Source organism: Curtobacterium sp. C1, from assembly GCF_021049325.1.
GTDB classification, from domain to species: Bacteria; Actinomycetota; Actinomycetes; order Actinomycetales; family Microbacteriaceae; genus Curtobacterium; species Curtobacterium citreum.
The window spans coordinates 2,396,756-2,413,819 of the sequence record NZ_CP088076.1; the positions used below are offsets into that span (position 1 = coordinate 2,396,756).

Here is a 17,064-nt window from a genome sequence, read left to right on the forward strand (position 1 = left end):
GTAGGGTGCCGATCCGCGCACGGGAGACCGATCCGCGCGTGGGCAGTCGTTCCTTCCGGCCTCCGACGCGCGGATCGGCTTCCCATGTCGGGTGCGATGGGCAGGAACGTCACCCGCGTGACCGCCCCCGGACGGGAGGATCGTGGCGGGCCCGCACCGTGCCTCCCGTCCGGCGCCACCCGGCCCCACGGCGGACGCGAGACGCCCGCGTCCGCGCGAGACGCACCGCCACACGCGAGACGCCCCCGGATCCGGCGGCGTCTCGACGCGACCGGTCCGTCTCGACGAGACGAGACGAGACGAGACGAAAGCGCACGAGCGGGTGCCAGCCCGTCAGCCCAGCGGCACCTCGACGACCAGCCGCTCCGCGGGGTCGGTGAGCACCGCCTCGAGGTCACCCCAGGTCGCCGCGCGCCGGTAGGACCACCCGAGCCCCGTCACCACGCGCTCGACGTCCACCTGCTGCGGCGTCGTCATCATCCGGCGCATGTCCTGCTCGGGCGTGGTCGCGGCGACCTCGAGCCCGCGGAAGATCGCGCCCCCGCCGTCGTTCCCGACCACGACCTGCACGCGGTGCCGCCGCTCCTCGGTCCCGGTGACGAACGCCCCGAGGTCGTGCAGGAACGTCAGGTCCCCCACGAGCACCCGCGTCGTGCCGATCGAGTCCGGTGACCGCTCCAGCGCCGCCGCGATCCCGAGCGCCGTCGACACCGTGCCGTCGATGCCCGCGAGCCCGCGGTTGGCGTGCACCCGGAGCTTCTTGCCGGCGACGTGCGCGTCCGCGACCCGGATGAGCTGCGAGGCGCCGAGCACGAGCCGGTCGTGCGGCCACGTCGCACCCCAGACCGCCTCGACGAGCATCTCGCGGTCGACCGCGCGGCGGCGCAGCGCGACCTCGTCGCGCAGGAATCGGTTGCGCTCGGTCCGGTCGGCGGACCGCTTGGCGTCCAGGTCCGGACCGGCGTCGCCGTCGCCGAGGAGCGCGCGGCTCGTCGCCACCCAGCGCCCCACCCACGCCCGGTGCGCCGGGGTGGTCCGGCCCGTCACGCGGACGTCGGACACGAAGGTGGTCGCGGCGGACGGCCGGGAGGCACGGGCCGGGTCGTACGGGTCGGCCCCCGGTCCGCGGACCACGACGGTCTCGACGTCGTCGCGCTGCAGGAGCGCGGGGACCTCGCGGCTGAGCGTGGGGTGGCCGAGCACGACCGCGCGACGGACCGCCCCGCCGAAGTCGGCGTCGCGGAGCAGGTCGCGGTAGGCGACGACGAGGTTCCGCCCGAAGCGCGCTCCGCTCGACACCTCGGCCAGCAGCGGCGCACCGAGCTCCCACGCGATCCGCTCGGCGTCCTCGCCGGCGTCGTGTCCTGCGACGACGACGGTCCCGGGGACCTCGTCGGGTGCGAGCTCCGCGACGGGCAGGTCCGTGTGCACCCGGCGCCGGGCGTGCTCGAGGTCGACCTCGTCGTCGGGGACGCCCTGGACGTCCTCGGCGCGGAGCCCCGCGGACAGCGGCTCGCGGAAGGCGACGTTGAGCTGCACCGGACCCGGCTGGCCGGTGTGGCCTGCGGCGACCGCGACGGCCTCGCGCGCGAGGGACCGGACGGCGTCCTGGTCGACCCCACCCGCGGTCGGCGCCTGCACGTCCCGCACGAAGGCGACCGCAGGGCCGAACAGCCCGGGCTGCACGGTCGTCTGGTTGCTGCCGATGCCGCGGAGCTCGTCCGGACGGTCGGCGCTGAGCACGACCATCGGTACACCGGAGTGGTGCGCCTCGAGCACGGCGGGGTGCAGGTTCGCGACGGCGGTGCCCGAGGTCGTCACGACCGCGGCGGGCCGGCCGCTCTCGACGGCGAGCCCGAGGGCGAAGAACCCGGCGGTGCGCTCGTCGAGCCGGACGTGCACCGTGACCCCGCCGGCCCGTTCGAGGGCGACGGCGGCGAGGGCGAGGGCCTGCGAGCGTGAACCCGGACTGACGACGACGTCGGTGACGCCGGCGCGCGCGAGGGCGCCGAGGAGCGCGAGGGCGAAGTCGGTCGCCGGGCTGCCGGATCCCGCAGGATCGTCAGCGATCGGCGGGGCCGTCGTCGTCACGCTCGTGGAACTGTTCTTCGAGGTCTCGGAGGGTCTCGTCGTCCTGGTCCTTGTCCGTGCGGTGGGGCTCGGGAGCGCGGGGGCCGCCGAGGAAGTCCGGGTCGTCTTCGGGTCCACGGTAGCGGGGGCCCGGGCCGCTGGCCGTCGGTGCCCGGCCGAGCAGGAACCACAGCACGGCACCGAGGACGGGCAGGACGAGCACGACGAGGATCCACCAGCCCTTGCGGAGCGACCGGATTCGCTGCCGGGGCATGGTCGCGCAGTCGATGACCGCGTAGACCGTGAAGGCCACGGCGGCGACGACGACGACCAACCACAGACGGACCATGGACGGAGTCTAGGTTCGGCGCCTGGGATGCGCCTGCCCGTCAGCCGCCGTGCGCCGTGGGGTCCGTAGACTCGTCGGGTGAAAGCGTGGCTCGTCTACACCCTGGCCCGGCTCGGCATCTTCGCCGTGGCCCTCGTCGTCCTGTTCGTGATCGGTCTGCCCTGGTACTGGGCGACGATCGGTGCGGCGCTCATCGGCCTGCTCGTCTCGTACATCGCGCTCCCGGGGCTGCGCGGCCAGGTCACCTCGAGCCTCGCGTCCCGTCGGCCCCGCAAGGAGCACGACGCGGACAGCGATTTCGAGGACGACTTCGTCGACGCCGCCGACTCCGACTCCCCCGCGCCGCGTCCGGTGTCCGATGCCGAGCGGCACGAGGTCCGTCGGGAGTCCGGCGAGGAGTGACTCGCCGCCACCGGCCGGGCCCGGCGTCGCTGGGGCCTGACCGCCGCAGCGGCCGCTACGGCTGGACGGCGAGCGTGACGCCGAGCACGACGCCGTAGGCCAGCGACGCGAAGGACGACAGCTGGAGCGCGGTGATGAGCTCCCGCGGCTTCCGCGACGACACCCCGATCGCCAGCGCCGGCAGGGCCAGCAGCAGCGAGAAGTAGGCGAAGCCGGTCCGGAAGTACAGCAGCGTGAACCAGAGCAGCGCGACGTAGGGCAGCAGCAGGAACAGCGCGAAGAGCACGCGGGCCACCGGACGGCCGACGACGACCGCGAGGGTGCGCTTGCCCGCCTGCTGGTCCTCGTCGATGTCGCGGATGTTGTTCACCATGAGGACCGCGCACGCGAACAGGCCCGCGGCGACGGCGGCCGCCCAGCCGCTCGTCGTGACGGCACGGATCTGCACGAACTCGGTACCGAGCACGGCGACGAGCCCGAAGAACACGAAGACGAACACCTCGCCGAGGGCGTTGTACCCGTAGGGCCGCTTGCCCCCGGTGTAGAACCAGGCGGCGACGATCGCGGCGGCGCCCACGAGCAGCAGCCACCACAGCCCGGTGAGCACGACGATGACGAGACCTGCGACCGCGGCCAGGCCGAAGAACGTCAGCGCGACGGTGAGCACCGTGCGCGGCTTCGCGAGCCCGGCCCCGGTCAGCCGTGCGGGTCCGACGCGGAACTCGTCGGTGCCCCGGACACCGTCCGAGTAGTCGTTGCTGTAGTTCACGCCGATCTGCAGGAACAGCGCGACCGCGAGGGCGAGCAGGGCCACGACGAGATGGTGGTCCTTCGCCAGGTACGCGCCGAAGTCGCCGGGTTCGCCGCTGTCGACGAACGCGACGCCCGTCCCCAGCACGACCGGGACGACGCCGAGCGTCAGGGTGCGCAGGCGCGCCCCGCCGATCCAGTCGCGTGCGGTCGCGCGCCGCTTCGTGCGCTGCGGCGCAGCGGCCTTCGCCGGGTTGCCGCTCCGGCGCTTCGCCGGGGTCGTGTTCCTCTTACGTGCCACGGCCGACCATCGTACCGACGTCGACCGGGAGGCACGGCGTACCTCCCCCACGCCGGTCCGGTCCGTCAGGTGGCCCGGCCCGTCAGGACGGGGGTCCGTCAGCTGGCGGGGTCGGCGATCGTGCGCACCGCCCGGCGGTCCGGCTTGCCCGACGCGAGCATCGGCAGGCGGTCCACGACGACCACGTCGGCGGGCCGGGCGGCCCGGCCGAGGGCGTCGCCGACGACGGCGCGCACGGTGTCCAGGTCGAGCGACCGCTCCGTCACGACGACGGGCACCTCGCCCCACTCCGCGGACGCGCGGCGCGTCACCACCGCGCCCTCCTGTCCGGCGATGCCGCGCACGATCCGTTCGACCGCACCGAGCGGGACCTTCTCGCCACCGGAGATCACGACGTCGTCGAGCCGCCCGAGCACGCGGACGCGGCCGTCCTCGACCTGCCCGGCATCGCCCGTCCGGTACCAGCGGAGGCCGTCGCGCTCCGTGAAGGTCCGCGCCGTCCGCTCGTCGTCGCCGAGGTACCCCTCGGCGAGCACCGGCCCGGCGAGCAGCAGCTCCCCGTCGTCGACCGCGGCCCGCACCGGCCCGAGGGGAACGCCGTCGTACACGCAGCCGCCGCTCGTCTCGCTCGCGCCGTAGGTCGTGACGACACGGACGCCGGCGGCACGGGCACGCTCGCGGAGGGGCACCGGGGTTGCCTGCCCGCCGACGAGCACCGCGTCGAGCGTCGCCGCGGCCGCGGTCGCCCGGGGGTCGTCGAGCACGCGCGCCAGCTGCACCGGGACGAGCGAGGTGTAGCGTCGCGGGGCGGCCGGACCGACGTCGAGCCGGTCCACCGCGTCCGCGAAGGCCGCGGGGGCGAAGTGGCCGACGGGCAGCACGACCGGGGTCGTCCCGGCGGTGATCGACCGCGTCAGGACGTTGAGGCCGGCGATGTAGTGCGTCGGCAACGCGAGGAGCCACGCGCCCGGTCCGCCGAGGGCCGCGTCCGCGGCCGCCGCACCCGCGAGGACGGCGTCGGACGACAGCGCCACCCGCTTGCCGGTCCCTGTCGAGCCGCTCGTCTCGACGACCAGGGCGACCCGCTGCTCGACGTGGGACGGTGGTGCGGTCGGCAGGGCCGGGGCGTCCTCCGCGACGGGGAGCAGCGCGGGGCCGCCGGCGAGCGCTGCCTCCAGGCCGCGCAGCACGGCCGACGGGTCGGACGCCCCCAGCGCGACCAGCGGACGGGCCATCAGAAGTGCCAGGGGAAGGCGGTCCAGTCGGGCTCGCGCTTCTGCAGGAACGAGTCGCGGCCCTCGACCGCCTCGTCCGTGCCGTAGGCGAGGCGCGTGGCCTCGCCCGCGAAGACCTGCTGGCCGACCATCCCGTCGTCCACCGCGTTGAAGGCGTACTTGAGCATCCGGATCGCGGTCGGCGACTTGCCCAGGATCGTCTCGCCCCACGCGATGGCCTCGCGCTCCAGGTCGGCGTGCGGCACCACCTTGTTCACCGCACCCATCTCGTAGGCGCGCTGGGCGGAGTACTCCTCGGCGAGGAAGAAGACCTCGCGCGCGAGCTTCTGGCCGATCTGGCGGGCGTAGTAGGCGCTGCCGTACCCGCCGTCGAACGAGCCGACGTCGGCGTCGGTCTGCTTGAACTTCCCGTGCTCGGCGCTCGCGATCGTCAGGTCGCAGATCGCGTGCAGCGAGTGCCCGCCGCCGGCCGCCCAGCCCGGGACGACCGCGATGACGACCTTCGGCATCATGCGGATGAGACGCTGCACCTCGAGGATGTGCAGGCGGCCCATCGACGCCTGCGCCGCGGCGGGGTCGACGCCCTCGGGCGGGGCACCCTCGTCGCCGACGTACTGGTAGCCGCTGCGTCCACGGATGCGCTGGTCGCCGCCGGAGCAGAACGCCCACCCGCCGTCCTTCGGGCTCGGGCCGTTGCCGGTGAGCAGGACGACGCCGACGCGGGGGTCCTGGCGGGCGTCGTCGAGGGCGCGGTACAGCTCGTCGACCGTGCGGGGACGGAAGGCGTTCCGAACCTCGGGGCGGTCGAAGGCGACGCGGACGATGCCCTGCGACACGTGCTTGTGGTACGTGATGTCGGTGAAGTGCTCCGCGACCGGAGCCGCGGTCCAGACGTCGGGGTCGAACAGGTCGCTGACGGGGGCGGGCATGCATCCACCGTATCGCCGGAGCCCGGGTGGGCGGTCGTGCTGGTGCCGGTTCGCGGCGGGGCGCGGCGTGCTCGTGGTGCGTCGTGCTCGTGGTGCGTCGTGCTCGTGGTGCGTCGGGCCGGTCACATGGTGGTGAGCGCTTCGGGCGCCACCACCACCAGCAGGACGATGAGGATCACCGGGTTCGCGAAGAACGCCAGGACGACCCCGATCGCGCCGTACCAGCGGCCGAACGAGCCGACCGCGGCGACGAAGCCGAGCACCGCGGCGATCAGCGTCAGGAACACCACGACGAAGCAGATGCCGAACGCGAAGGTGGTGTCGCCGCCCATGAACACCGCGAAGGCACTGGCGTCCACCGCAGCCGAGACGATCGCGAGGCCGAGGGCGATCTTGCCGGCCATCGGGTTCTTGCGCCGGCGGGCCCGCTGCGCGAGGGTCCGGGCGTCGACGGTGTTGCGCTGCATGAGGCGCTCGAAGTCGCTCGTGCCGCTCCCGGCCGGACGGGCGCCCACCCGCTGGTTCGTGGTCCCGCGGGCCTGCTTGCCGTGCGCGGCTCGGAGCTGCTTGTCCGGCGCCGTGCGGACCTGCTTTTCCTGCGTCGTGCGGACCTGCTTGTCCTGCGTCGTGCGGGTCGGTGCGGGGGCGGGTCGCCGCTGCGCGCTGGTCGCGGGCGCGGCTGCTCGCTGCGCGCGCTGCTGCGGTTCCGGCGGCACCGGCCCTCCATTCGTCACAGGGTGCGTCGCGGTCGTCGCCGCGACGTCGTCCACGTGCACGCGGTCGGTCACGTGGTGCACGTGCGTCGGCGCTGGCCGACCGTCGCATGCTAATGGCCGGCCCTGGCGGTCCGCTCCGAGGAACCGGCGGACGCGCTGGACGTGTCCGGACCGTGACCTGCGGCGGGGGCCGAGCGCGCTCGCAGTCCCTGCGGGAGGATGGACCGTGCTCCCCGACCTCGCCGACCTGACCGCCGACGCCCACGTCGTCGCCCTGCCGATGCGGGTGCGCTTCCGCGGCATCACCATCCGCGAGGCCCTCGTGCTCCGCGGCCCCGCCGGTTGGACGGAGTTCTCGCCGTTCGTCGAGTACGACGACGCCGAGGCCACCGCGTGGCTCCGCGCGGCGATCGACTTCGGTTGGACCGACCACGAACCGGCGGCCGACTCCGTCCCGGTGAACGCCACCGTCCCGGCCGTCCCCGCCGACCGCGTCGCCGAGGTCCTCGACCGCTACCCCGGCTGCACGACCGCGAAGGTGAAGGTCGCCGAACCCGGGACGACCTTGGAGGACGACGTCGACCGGGTCACCGCGGTCCGCCGTGTGATGGGTCCGGACGCCGCCGTCCGGGTCGACGCGAACGGCCTGTGGACCGTCGACCAGGCTGTCCGGGCGCTCGAGCACCTCGCACCCCTCGACCTGCAGTACGCCGAACAGCCGGTCCGGACCGTCCCCGAGCTCGCCGACCTCCGCCGCCGGACCTCCGGGTTGGGGGTCGCGATCGCCGCCGACGAGAGCGTCCGTCGCGCCGCCGATCCCCTCGCGGTGGCACGGGCCGGCGCTGCCGACGTCCTGGTCGTGAAGGCGCAGCCGCTCGGGGGCGTGACCGCTGCGCAGCGGGTCGTCGCGGAGGCCGGACTGCCCTGCGTGGTGTCCAGCGCGCTCGACACCTCGGTCGGGCTCGGGATGGGGGCGTTCCTCGCGGCTGCGGCGATGTCCCCGGGCTACGCCGCCGGCCTCGGCACGGCGGCGATGTTCGAGGCCGACGTGACCGCGACCCCGCTCCTGCCGGTCGGCGGGCGCGTCGACGTCCGGCGGGCCGAGGTGTCGGTCGAGCTGCTCGAGCGGCACGCCGCGGCCCCGGAGCGCCGGGCGTGGTGGCTCGACCGGCTCCGGCGGACGCACGCCCTGCTCGCCGCGGCCTGACCCGCGGGCGGCGGCGCGTGCGCTCTTGTGGCGCGCCGAGCGGGCGCCGAGTGGGCAGGACACGCCGCGCGCGTTCGCCGCGCGGGCGCATTCCGTCGCCGGGCGACGTCGAGCGGCCCAGATGTGGCCCGCTCGAGCGCACCCCAGCCCGAGCGAGCACACGACCGCCGGACCGCACCCGTGACGGACGGGAGGCGCGGTGCCAGCCGGCACCGCGCCTCCCGTCCGTCACGGATCCTGGTCCGTCACCGCATCCGACGGCTCACAGGCCGGAGTAGCTGTGCAGCCCCTTGAAGAACACGTTCACGACGGCGAAGTTGAACATCACCGCGGCGAACCCGATGAGCGCCAGCCAGGACGAGCGCGCCCCGCGCCAGCCGCGCGTCGCGCGGGCGTGGATGTACCCGGCGTAGAGGGTCCAGATGATGAAGGTCCAGACCTCCTTCGTGTCCCAGCCCCAGTAGCGGCCCCACGCACGCTCGGCCCAGATGGCACCGGCGATCAGCGTGAAGGTCCAGAGGACGAAGCCGACCAGGATGACCCGGTAGCTCAGGACCTCGAGCCGGTCGGCGTCCGGCAGGGTCTCCATGAACCGCAGCTTGGTCGCGAGACCGCGGCTCTGTCGGGACGTCTGCACGAGCTGCGCCACCGCGAGCCCGGCGCCGAGGGCGAAGAACCCGGTCCCGGCGATCGCCACGAACACGTGGATGACGAGCCAGTACGACTCGAGCGCCGGCACGAGCGGCCGGACGGGCACGTAGTAGTTCACCGTGGCGATGCCGAGCAGGATGATCGTCAGGCCGCTGATGAAGACACCGAGGAACTTCAGGTTCTGCCAGAACTGCACGAGCAGGAAGATCAGCGTGATGAGCGCCGTGCCCGTGAGCGAGAACTCGAACATGTTGCCCCACGGCACACGGTCGGCCGCGACGCCCCGGAGGACGACCGCCCCGACGTGCAGCACGAGCGCGAGGATCGTCACGGCCATGCCGACGCGCTCGAACTTCGTCCCGCGGTCCGACCGATCAGCCGACTCGGCGACCTTCTCGAGCACGACCGTGCCGCCCTGGACGATGGCGACCGTCCGCTCGGCCGCCGCGGTGGACGCCCCGGCAGCGGCGGCGGTGACCTCACCCGAGCGCTTCGCCATGTCCAGCGCGAACGCGATGAACGCGATGACGTACACGGCGATCGCCGAGTAGGTCAGCACGACCGAGTAGGTCGCGAGGTTGGTCGTCATGTCCGGGTTCACGCAGGGATCCTAACTCCGAGGTCCGACAGGTGGCGTCGAGCGATGTCCGCGACCGCTCGTTCGAGGTTGGGGTCCTCGCCGCGGGCGAGCCCGGCGTACTCCAGGTCGTACTCGCCGTGTTCCGCACCGCGACGCGGGACCGCCTTCACCCACACACGTCGGCGCGGGACGAACAGCGAGGTGAGCAGACCGAGCACGGCGAGGACCGCGAAGCCGGCGACGAAGAGCTGCGACGGGTCGTGGTGCACGTCGAGCGACACGTAGCGCTTGACGCCGTCGAACGTGATCGAGCCCGTGCCGTCGGGGAGCTCCTTCGACTGCCCGGGCTTCAGCTCGATGCTCGCCGCCTTCGACTGGCGTCCGGCGATCTGCTCGAGCCCGCTCGTGTCGAGCGAGTAGACGCTCTGCGGCACGCCGCTGTCGAGCCCGAGGTCGCCGCGGTAGACCTGCAGCGTCAGCAGCGGGTTCTGCGCGTCCGGGTAGGCGCTCGCGAACGCACCGGAGCCGAGCTTCGACGCCGTCGGGTAGAAGAACCCGACCATGCCGAGCTGCGACGGCTTCGCGTCCGGGACCTTGATGACGCCGGTGGACGTGTAGTTCGCGTCCTCGGGCAGGAACGGCACGACGTCCTTGAACGCCACGTTCCCGTCGCCGTCGCGCACCGTCACCTGCATCGCGTAGCCGTTGCCGAGCAGGTACACATTGGTGCCGCCGATGGACAGCGGCTCGTTGACGCCGAGGCGCTCCGTGCGCTCCTGGCCGTCCTTCTGACGTGCGGTGATCGTCGCCGAGTAGTCGAGCGCCTGGCCGAGGGCGTCGAGGTTGCGCTCCTCGTACGTCGTCGTGAACTTGTCGAGCGTCAGGTTGTAGCCCTGCAGGTCGGACTGGGTGAACCAGCGACCCGGGTTGAACGAGTCGTAGGAGCCGAGGACGTTCGAGAACGTCTGGCCCTCGACGAGCAGCCGCTGTCCGGTGTAGCTGAAGCCACCGCCGAGCCCGACGGCGACGAGCACACCGACGAGGGCCGCGTGGAACACGAGGTTGCCGGTCTCGCGCAGGTAGCCGCGCTCCGCGCTGACCGAGTCGCCGAAGCGCTCGACGCGGTAGCCGGACCGCTTCAGGAGCGCGGCGGCTCGCGTCACGGCGTGGTCGACGGACGGGAGGCTCGTGGCCGCGTTCGTCGCACCGCCCACGTCGGTCGTCCGGTCGCCCCGGAGCGCCGCTGCCTCGACCGGGACGGAGCGGTAGCCCGCCAGGCGACCGAGCCGCACCGGGGTCCGCGGCGGGCGGGTGCGGAGGGCCTGCCAGTGGTGCTTCGTCCGCGGCACGATGCAGCCGATGAGGGACACGAACAGCAGCAGGTAGATCGCCGAGAACCACACCGAGGTGTAGGTGTCGAAGACCTGGAGCGTGTCGAGCACCGGGAAGAGCTGCGGGTGGTCGGCCTTGTACTGCACGACGCCGTTCGGGTCCGCGGTCCGCTGCGGCACGAGGGAGCCGGGGATCGCCGCGAGCGCGAGGAGCATGAGCAGGAACAGTGCGGTCCGCATGCTGGTCAGCTGCCGCCAGAAGAAGCGCAGGTAGCCGACGAACCCGAGCTTCGGCTGCGTCACCCCGCCGTCGGCGTCGTCCGCGGCCGCGGCGGCGGTGCCGTCGACGTGGTCCGACGGTCGCATGGGGTCGCCGCCGGAGACGGTGTCGTCGGGTGCGGTGGCGTCGGTCGCGGTGGCGTCCGTAGGGGCGTCGGCGCGCGCGGTGTCGTCGGCGTCGCGGTCAGACTGCGGGGACAAAGCTCTGGATCACCGCCCCGAGACTCGACATGACGGCCGACCAGATGCCGGTGACCATGAGCAGACCGATGACGATCAGGATCGCTCCTCCGATGATGTTGACGACACGCATGTGGCGCTTGACGGCGCGGATCGCCCCGGTGGCCCAGCCGGCGCCGAGCGCCACGAGGACGAACGGGACGCCGAGGCCCAGGCAGTACGCGACGCCGAGCCACATGCCCTGCCAGGCGCTGCCCGACTGCACGCTGAGCAGGTTGATCGCGGCGAGCGTCGGGCCCAGGCAGGGGGTCCAGCCGAGGCCGAACACGATGCCGAGGAGCGGCGCGCCGACGAGACCCGTCGCGGGCGTCCACGACGGCTTGAGCGTGCGCTGCAGGAACGTGAACCGGCCGACGAAGACCAGCCCCATCGCGATGACCACGACGCCGAGCACCTGCGTGATGAGGTCGCGCCAGCGGACGAGCCAGAAGCCGAGCGCACCGAAGACGGTCGTGTACGCGACGAACACGGCGGTGAAGCCGAGGATGAACAGCAGCACCCCGAGCACCACACGGCCGCGACGCTGCCCGCCCTCGGCGACGCCGCCGACGTACCCGAGGTAGCCCGGGACGAGCGGCAGCACGCACGGCGACAGGAACGACACGAGCCCTGCGAGCGCGGCCACGGGCAGCGCGACGACCATCTGGCCGCTGAGGATCGCGTCGGCGAAGGGGTTGCCGGACACGGGTCAGGAGGCCTTGCCGTGCAGCTCGTCGCCGACCAGGGTCTGCAGGATGCTCGGACCGTCGACCGCGCCGAGCACACGGGCGGCGACGCGACCCTGCTTGTCGAGCACGATCGTCGCGGGCACGGCGTTCGGGGCGATCTGCCCGGAGAGCGCGAGCTGCATCGTGCCCGTCCCCGCGTCGAGCACGTTCGGGTAGTCGACCTTGAAGGTGCGCTCGAACGCGGCGGCGGTACCGGCCTCGTCGCGGACGTTGACACCCACGAAGGCGACGTCCTGGTCGGCGTACTGGTCGTGCACCTGGTTGAGGTACTTCGCCTCGGCACGGCACGGCGGGCAGCCGGCGTACCAGAAGTTCAGGACGACGACCTTGCCGCGGAGCGCCTTCGACGAGATGGTGTCGCCGTCGGAGTCCTTCGCGCTGAACTCGACCGGGTCGGTGCGCTTGTCGGCGGCGACCTCGGTCACCGCGCCGTCGCCGGAGATGTAGTTCTGCGTGGTCCCGCTGCCGTACTGCTTGGACAGCGAGTCGTTCGACGACGAGCACCCGGCGAGCGCCAGGGCGGCGATCACCGCCGTCGCCGCGAGGGTGGCGAACCGGGTTCGGGTGGACATCAGACAGCTCCTTCGTCGACGGCGGATCCGCGCAACGCGTGCGCCGGGTCCGCGTACCCGACCTCGGTGAAGCGGCCGGACGAGGTGGCGGGCACACGCTCGACGGTCGTGATGCTGGACAGGTCGCACCGGCGCTTGCGCGGGTCGTGCCACAGGGGCTCCCCCGCGAGCTTGCGGTGCACCGTCCAGATCGGCAGCTGGTGGCTCACGAGGACGACGTCGCCCTCGTCGACGCTCTCCCACGCCGTGGTGACGGCGGCGAGCATGCGGTTCGCGATGGACTCGTACGCCTCGCCCCAGCTCGGGCGGAACGGGTTCGCGATCCAGGGCCACTCCGTCGGGCGACCGAGCGACCGCTTCGTGAAGCCGGGACGCTGCCCCTCGTACCGGTTCGTCGGCTCGATGAGGCGCTCGTCGAGCGAGACGTCGAGGCCGTAGGCCTGGGCCCACGGCGCTGCGGACTCCTGCGTGCGCTGGAGCGGGGACGCCACGATCCGGCGAACATCGACGCCGGCTTCCTTCCACGCGTTCGCCGACGCCGCGGCCATCCGGGCGCCGAGGTCGCTCAGGCCGAAGCCGGGCAGACGGCCGTAGAGCACTCGCCCCGGGTTGTGGACCTCGCCGTGCCGGACGAGGTGGATCCGTGTCGCGGGCATGGGTTCCAGTCTAGGTCGCTCCGCGGTTCCCACCGGCCCCACAGCGGATTCACGGATGCGGGGACGTTCAGCCGAGGCGCCCCGTCAACCGTCCGTGCAGGGCGACCGACCCGGTGTTGAGGTTCACGACCTCGACCGTCGAGCCGTGCTTCGCGAACCGCTGCTCCACGCCGTCGAGCGCGGCGACGGTGCTCGCGTCGAACACGTGCGCGTCGCTCATGTCGACGATGACGTGCTCGGGGTCCTCGGCGTACGAGAACCTGGTGACGAGGTCGTTCGACGACGCGAAGAACAGCGCGCCGCGGACCCGGTAGCGGACGGTGCGCTCGTCCACCGGCTCCCGCACGACCGTGACGAGGTGCGCCGCCCGCCGCGCGAAGACGAGTGCGGCGACGACCACCCCGACGAGCACGCCGGTGGCGAGGTTGTCGGTCGCGACGACCACCACGACCGTGATCAGCATGACGGCGGTCTCGCCGAGCGGCATCCGCCCGAGGGTGCGCGGTCGGATGCTGTGCCAGTCGAAGGTCGCGACGCACACCATGAGCATCACGGCGGTGAGCGCCGCCATCGGGATCTGCGCGACCAGGTCGTGCAGCACGATCGTCAGCACGAGCACCGAGACGCCGGCCACGAACGTCGAGATCCGGGTGCGCGCGCCGGCGGTCTTCACGTTGATGACCGTCTGGCCGATCATCGCGCAGCCGCCCGTGCCGCCGAAGAACGCGGACGCGATGTTCGCGATGCCCTGCCCCCAGGACTCCCGCCAGGCGCTCGACCGGGTCTCGGTGATCGAATCGACGAGCTGTGCCGTGAGGAGTGTCTCGATGAGTCCGACGATCGCGACGCCGAACGCGTACGGCGCGACGATCTGCAGCGTCTCGAACGTGATCGGGACGGTGATCCCGCCGAAGCCGGGCAGTGCCGTCGGCAGGGCCCCCTCGTCGCCGACGGTCGGCACGGCGATGCCGAAGACGATCGTGATCGCCGTGACGACGACCACGGCGACGAGCGGCGCGGGGACGGCCTTCGTGAGGAACGGGAACCCGACGACGATGCCGACGCCGAGCGCGGTGAGCGGCCACACCACGACGGGCACGTCCCCGCCGAACAGGTTCGGCAGCTGCGCGGTGAAGATGAGGATGGCCAGCGCGTTCACGAACGCGACGTTGACGCTCCGCGGGATGAAGCGCATCAGCCGTGCGACCCCGAGGAACCCGAGGACGAGCTGGAACACGCCGCCGAGCACCACCGCGGGGACGAGGTAAGCGATCCCGTGGTCGCGCACGAGCGGAGCGATCACCAGGGCGACCGACCCCGCGGCGGCCGAGACCATCGCGGGGCGACCGCCGACGAACGCGATCACCACGGCGATGACGACGCTCGAGAACAGCCCGACGGCGGGGTCGACGCCGGCGACGACCGAGAACGAGATCGCCTCGGGGATCAGGGCGAGCGCGGTGACGACGCCGGCGAGGACCTCGCGCGTCAGCATCCGCGGCGATCGGAGGGCATTGAGGACGCGCGGCGGCGTGGCGGCATGGGTGAGCACGGTCATCGCGGGCAACCCTACCCTCACGTGAGGGTAGGGTTGGACCATGAGCGATGCCGGCCTCCCCACGACCATGCACATCGGCGAGCTGGCCGAGCGTGCGGGGATGTCCCTCCGGACGATCCGGCACTACGACGAGGTCGGGCTCCTCGTCCCGAGCGGCCGCACCACCGGGGGCTTCCGCGTCTACACGGGCGACGACCTCGAGCGCCTGCTCGTGATCCGACGGATGAAGCCCCTCGGGTTCACCCTCGACGAGATGGCCGAGCTGCTCCGGGTCGTCGACGGCCTGCGCGACGCCGACCCGGACGATGCCAGGACCCGCGCCGCCCGACTCGACGCGTTCCTCGACGACGCCCGGGCTCGCCACGCGAAGCTCGTCGAGCGTGCCGGCATGGCGGAGGAGTTCATCGGGACGCTGAGCACCCTCCGCGCATCACTCCCGTGATGCCGGGAGCAACCCCGCCGCCACGAGCCGCGCGCGCTCACGCCGCGCAGCCCGGGTCTCCTCGAGGTGCCGGATGAGCGTGTCGTGCCGCTCGAGCACGCGTCGGGCGCGCCACGGCCGCAGCCGGTACTGCCGCCGGACACGCTCCCGGAACTCCTCCCGCCGTCGCAGGATGAGTGCGTCGATCGGGTCCTCCACCGTCATCTGCCGTTCCTTCCCGTGATGATCTCGAGCACGATGCTGCCGACGGTCGCGTCGTCCTCGCGAAGAATCTGCATGTCGTACATCGCTTCGGCGCTCGCGCAACCGAGTTCCGCGCGCCCGACGTCCGCGGCGCAGGCCTGGTCGACGGTCCAGACGAAGCGTGACCACGCACGGTCGCGCTCTTCCCTCGCTACGTCCCGACGCCACCGCACGACCGCCCAGCACCCGCCGACGACCCCCACCAGCAGCGTCAGCGTCGTCGCGACGAGCGCCGCCACGACCGTCGCCACCGCGAGGGGCGGCCAGGCCGCGAGCCCCACTCCCCCTGCCGTCACCGGGGCCCCCTCTCGACTCGCGACCCGACCACGCACCCGACGCTACGGACCAGGCGGACCCGACCCGTGCCTCCCGTCCGGACCTGTGGAGGACCACCCGCGGAACCCTCCCTGTGGAGGAGGCCGTAGACTCGACGACCGTGATCGAACGCACCCGTATCGCCGACCTCGCCGCCCTCCCCGACGGCCCCGTTGCCGTCGCCGGATGGGTGGAGACCGTCCGTGACCAGAAGAAGGTCCAGTTCGTCGTCCTGCGCGACGAGACCGGCGCCGCGCAGCTGGTGAACCCGGCCACGCGCGAGGCAGAGGACGGCGACGACGCCGCCCAGGCCGCCCTCGGCATCACGAACGCGATCTCCGGTCTCGCCCACGGCACCTTCGTGCACGTGCGCGGCACCCTGAAGCACGACGAGCGCGTGAAGCTCGGCGGGCTCGAGGTCAAGGTCGGCTCGCTCGAGGTGGTGAGCGCCGCGATCCCGGAGACCCCGATCGCCGACGACTCGTCCCTGGACAAGCGTCTCGACTGGCGGTTCCTGGACCTGCGCAACCGCAAGCAGAACCTGATCTTCCGCATCCAGACGACGATGGAGCACGCGTTCCGCACGTACTGGGTCGAGCGCGACTACATCGAGATCCACACCCCGAAGCTGATGGCGTCGGCGTCGGAGTCCCGCGCCGAGCTCTTCCAGCTCGAGTACTTCGAGACGACGGCCTACCTGGCGCAGTCGCCGCAGAACTTCAAGCAGATGGCGCAGCCCGCCGGCTTCGGCGCCGTGTTCGAGATCGCCGACGCCTTCCGCGCGGACCCGTCGTTCACGAGTCGGCACGCCACCGAGTTCACGAGCGTCGACGCCGAGATCTCGTGGGTGGAGTCGCACGCCGACGTCATGGCCATGCACGAGGAGCTGCTCGTCGCCGGCTTCACCGCCGTCAAGGAGAAGTACGGCAAGGAGATCGAGGAGGTCTTCGGCTTCGAGTTCGTCGTGCCGACCGCCCCGTTCCCCCGCGTCACCCTCGCCGAGGCCCGGAAGATCGTCGCCGACAGCGGCTACGAGGTCGTGCGCGCCGACGGTGACCTGGACCCCGAGGGCGAGCGCCGCGTGAGCGCCTGGGCGAAGGAGACGCACGGCTCCGAGTTCGTGTTCGTCACCGACTACGACGCCACGATCCGGCCGTACTACCACATGCGTCACGAGGACGACCCGACGCTCACGAACAGCTACGACCTGCTGTTCAACGGCGCCGAGATCTCCACCGGCGCGCAGCGCGAGCACCGCGTCGAGCGCCTCGCGGCGCAGGCCGAGGAGAAGGGTCTCGACACCGCCGAGATCGACTGGTACCTCGACTTCTTCCGCTACGGCGTCCCGCCGCACGGCGGCTTCGGCATGGGCCTCGCCCGCGTGCTCATGCTCGCGCTGCACGAGCCGTCGATCCGCGAGGTCACGTACCTGTTCCGCGGCCCGACGCGCCTCACCCCGTAAGCACCGGCGACACGAGAACGGCCACCCTCCTGCAGGAGGGTGGCCGTT

Annotated in this window: 18 protein-coding genes; 4 read left to right on the forward strand and 14 right to left on the reverse strand. The window is 72.6% G+C overall.

What is annotated here, in order from left to right:
* Positions 1-333: 333 nt before the first annotated feature.
* Together menD and LQK89_RS11465 are read right to left on the reverse strand one after the other, a co-directional pair.
* Complete coding sequence (menD, locus tag LQK89_RS11460) at positions 334-2,091, reverse strand: 2-succinyl-5-enolpyruvyl-6-hydroxy-3-cyclohexene-1-carboxylic-acid synthase (RefSeq protein ID WP_231049162.1); 1,758 nt, start codon at positions 2,089-2,091, stop codon at positions 334-336.
* On the reverse strand, positions 2,063-2,419 hold the full coding sequence (locus tag LQK89_RS11465) for a PLDc N-terminal domain-containing protein (protein WP_231049163.1): 357 nt from the start codon (positions 2,417-2,419) through the stop codon (positions 2,063-2,065). The genes menD and LQK89_RS11465 overlap by 29 nt, the downstream gene beginning before the upstream one ends.
* A gap of 78 nt (positions 2,420-2,497) precedes the next feature.
* Here LQK89_RS11465 and LQK89_RS11470 point away from each other — a divergent pair, with 78 nt between their 5' ends.
* Complete coding sequence (locus LQK89_RS11470) at positions 2,498-2,821, forward strand: DUF4229 domain-containing protein (RefSeq protein WP_058742574.1); 324 nt, start codon at positions 2,498-2,500, stop codon at positions 2,819-2,821.
* 55 nt (positions 2,822-2,876) lie between these two features.
* On the opposite strand, the gene LQK89_RS11475 is transcribed toward LQK89_RS11470, so the two are convergent.
* The 4 genes from LQK89_RS11475 to LQK89_RS11490 all read right to left on the reverse strand — a co-directional run bounded on the left by LQK89_RS11475 (position 2,877) and on the right by LQK89_RS11490 (position 6,824).
* Positions 2,877-3,872, reverse strand: a complete 996-nt coding sequence (locus LQK89_RS11475) for a 1,4-dihydroxy-2-naphthoate polyprenyltransferase (protein WP_231049164.1) — start codon at positions 3,870-3,872, stop codon at positions 2,877-2,879.
* A gap of 98 nt (positions 3,873-3,970) precedes the next feature.
* Entirely contained in the window at positions 3,971-5,107 is a 1,137-nt protein-coding gene (locus LQK89_RS11480; RefSeq protein ID WP_231049165.1) for an AMP-binding protein, read from the reverse strand.
* Positions 5,107-6,036 carry a 1,4-dihydroxy-2-naphthoyl-CoA synthase gene (locus LQK89_RS11485; protein WP_231049166.1) on the reverse strand — a complete coding sequence of 310 codons (930 nt, stop codon included), beginning with the start codon at positions 6,034-6,036 and terminating at the stop codon, positions 5,107-5,109. Before LQK89_RS11485 ends, LQK89_RS11480 begins: the two co-directional genes overlap by 1 nt.
* Before the next feature lie 122 nt (positions 6,037-6,158).
* On the reverse strand, positions 6,159-6,824 hold the full coding sequence (locus tag LQK89_RS11490) for a hypothetical protein (protein ID WP_231049167.1): 666 nt from the start codon (positions 6,822-6,824) through the stop codon (positions 6,159-6,161).
* Between the two features lie 154 nt (positions 6,825-6,978).
* Here LQK89_RS11490 and LQK89_RS11495 point away from each other — a divergent pair, with 154 nt between their 5' ends.
* A complete protein-coding gene (locus LQK89_RS11495; RefSeq protein ID WP_231049168.1) occupies positions 6,979-7,959 on the forward strand; it encodes an o-succinylbenzoate synthase in 981 nt (326 codons plus the stop codon).
* Between the two features lie 262 nt (positions 7,960-8,221).
* Here the strand turns inward: LQK89_RS11495 and ccsB are convergent, their stop codons facing one another.
* The 6 genes from ccsB to LQK89_RS11525 all read right to left on the reverse strand — a co-directional run bounded on the left by ccsB (position 8,222) and on the right by LQK89_RS11525 (position 14,554).
* Positions 8,222-9,199 carry a c-type cytochrome biogenesis protein CcsB gene (ccsB, locus tag LQK89_RS11500; protein WP_231050791.1) on the reverse strand — a complete coding sequence of 326 codons (978 nt, stop codon included), beginning with the start codon at positions 9,197-9,199 and terminating at the stop codon, positions 8,222-8,224.
* Between the two features lie 8 nt (positions 9,200-9,207).
* Positions 9,208-10,887: a cytochrome c biogenesis protein ResB gene (resB, locus tag LQK89_RS11505; RefSeq protein ID WP_231050792.1), complete on the reverse strand. Its 1,680-nt coding sequence runs from the start codon at positions 10,885-10,887 to the stop codon at positions 9,208-9,210.
* A gap of 97 nt (positions 10,888-10,984) precedes the next feature.
* Complete coding sequence (locus LQK89_RS11510; RefSeq protein WP_114849874.1) at positions 10,985-11,683, reverse strand: cytochrome c biogenesis CcdA family protein; 699 nt, start codon at positions 11,681-11,683, stop codon at positions 10,985-10,987.
* Positions 11,684-11,728: 45 nt separating this feature from the next.
* Positions 11,729-12,340: a TlpA family protein disulfide reductase gene (locus LQK89_RS11515; RefSeq protein ID WP_114849721.1), complete on the reverse strand. Its 612-nt coding sequence runs from the start codon at positions 12,338-12,340 to the stop codon at positions 11,729-11,731.
* Positions 12,340-12,996 (reverse strand): histidine phosphatase family protein, encoded by a 657-nt coding sequence (locus LQK89_RS11520; protein WP_231049169.1) that lies wholly within the window; start codon positions 12,994-12,996, stop codon positions 12,340-12,342. Before LQK89_RS11520 ends, LQK89_RS11515 begins: the two co-directional genes overlap by 1 nt.
* A 67-nt stretch (positions 12,997-13,063) precedes the next feature.
* Positions 13,064-14,554 (reverse strand): SulP family inorganic anion transporter, encoded by a 1,491-nt coding sequence (locus LQK89_RS11525; RefSeq protein ID WP_231049170.1) that lies wholly within the window; start codon positions 14,552-14,554, stop codon positions 13,064-13,066.
* 40 nt (positions 14,555-14,594) lie between these two features.
* Here LQK89_RS11525 and LQK89_RS11530 point away from each other — a divergent pair, with 40 nt between their 5' ends.
* Positions 14,595-14,996, forward strand: a complete 402-nt coding sequence (locus tag LQK89_RS11530; RefSeq protein WP_175324944.1) for a MerR family transcriptional regulator — start codon at positions 14,595-14,597, stop codon at positions 14,994-14,996.
* On the opposite strand, the gene LQK89_RS11535 is transcribed toward LQK89_RS11530, so the two are convergent.
* Together LQK89_RS11535 and LQK89_RS11540 are read right to left on the reverse strand one after the other, a co-directional pair.
* The gene (locus LQK89_RS11535; protein WP_114849725.1) at positions 14,985-15,200 is read right to left on the reverse strand and encodes a hypothetical protein; all 216 of its coding nucleotides are present in this window, start codon (positions 15,198-15,200) and stop codon (positions 14,985-14,987) included. The two genes, LQK89_RS11530 and LQK89_RS11535, sit on opposite strands and share 12 nt — an antisense overlap.
* Entirely contained in the window at positions 15,197-15,535 is a 339-nt protein-coding gene (locus LQK89_RS11540) for a hypothetical protein (RefSeq protein ID WP_147281416.1), read from the reverse strand. Before LQK89_RS11540 ends, LQK89_RS11535 begins: the two co-directional genes overlap by 4 nt.
* Before the next feature lie 140 nt (positions 15,536-15,675).
* Between LQK89_RS11540 and aspS the strand changes: the two genes are divergently transcribed.
* Positions 15,676-17,016: an aspartate--tRNA(Asn) ligase gene (gene aspS / locus LQK89_RS11545; RefSeq protein ID WP_174777915.1), complete on the forward strand. Its 1,341-nt coding sequence runs from the start codon at positions 15,676-15,678 to the stop codon at positions 17,014-17,016.
* The last annotated feature ends 48 nt before the right edge of the window (positions 17,017-17,064 follow it).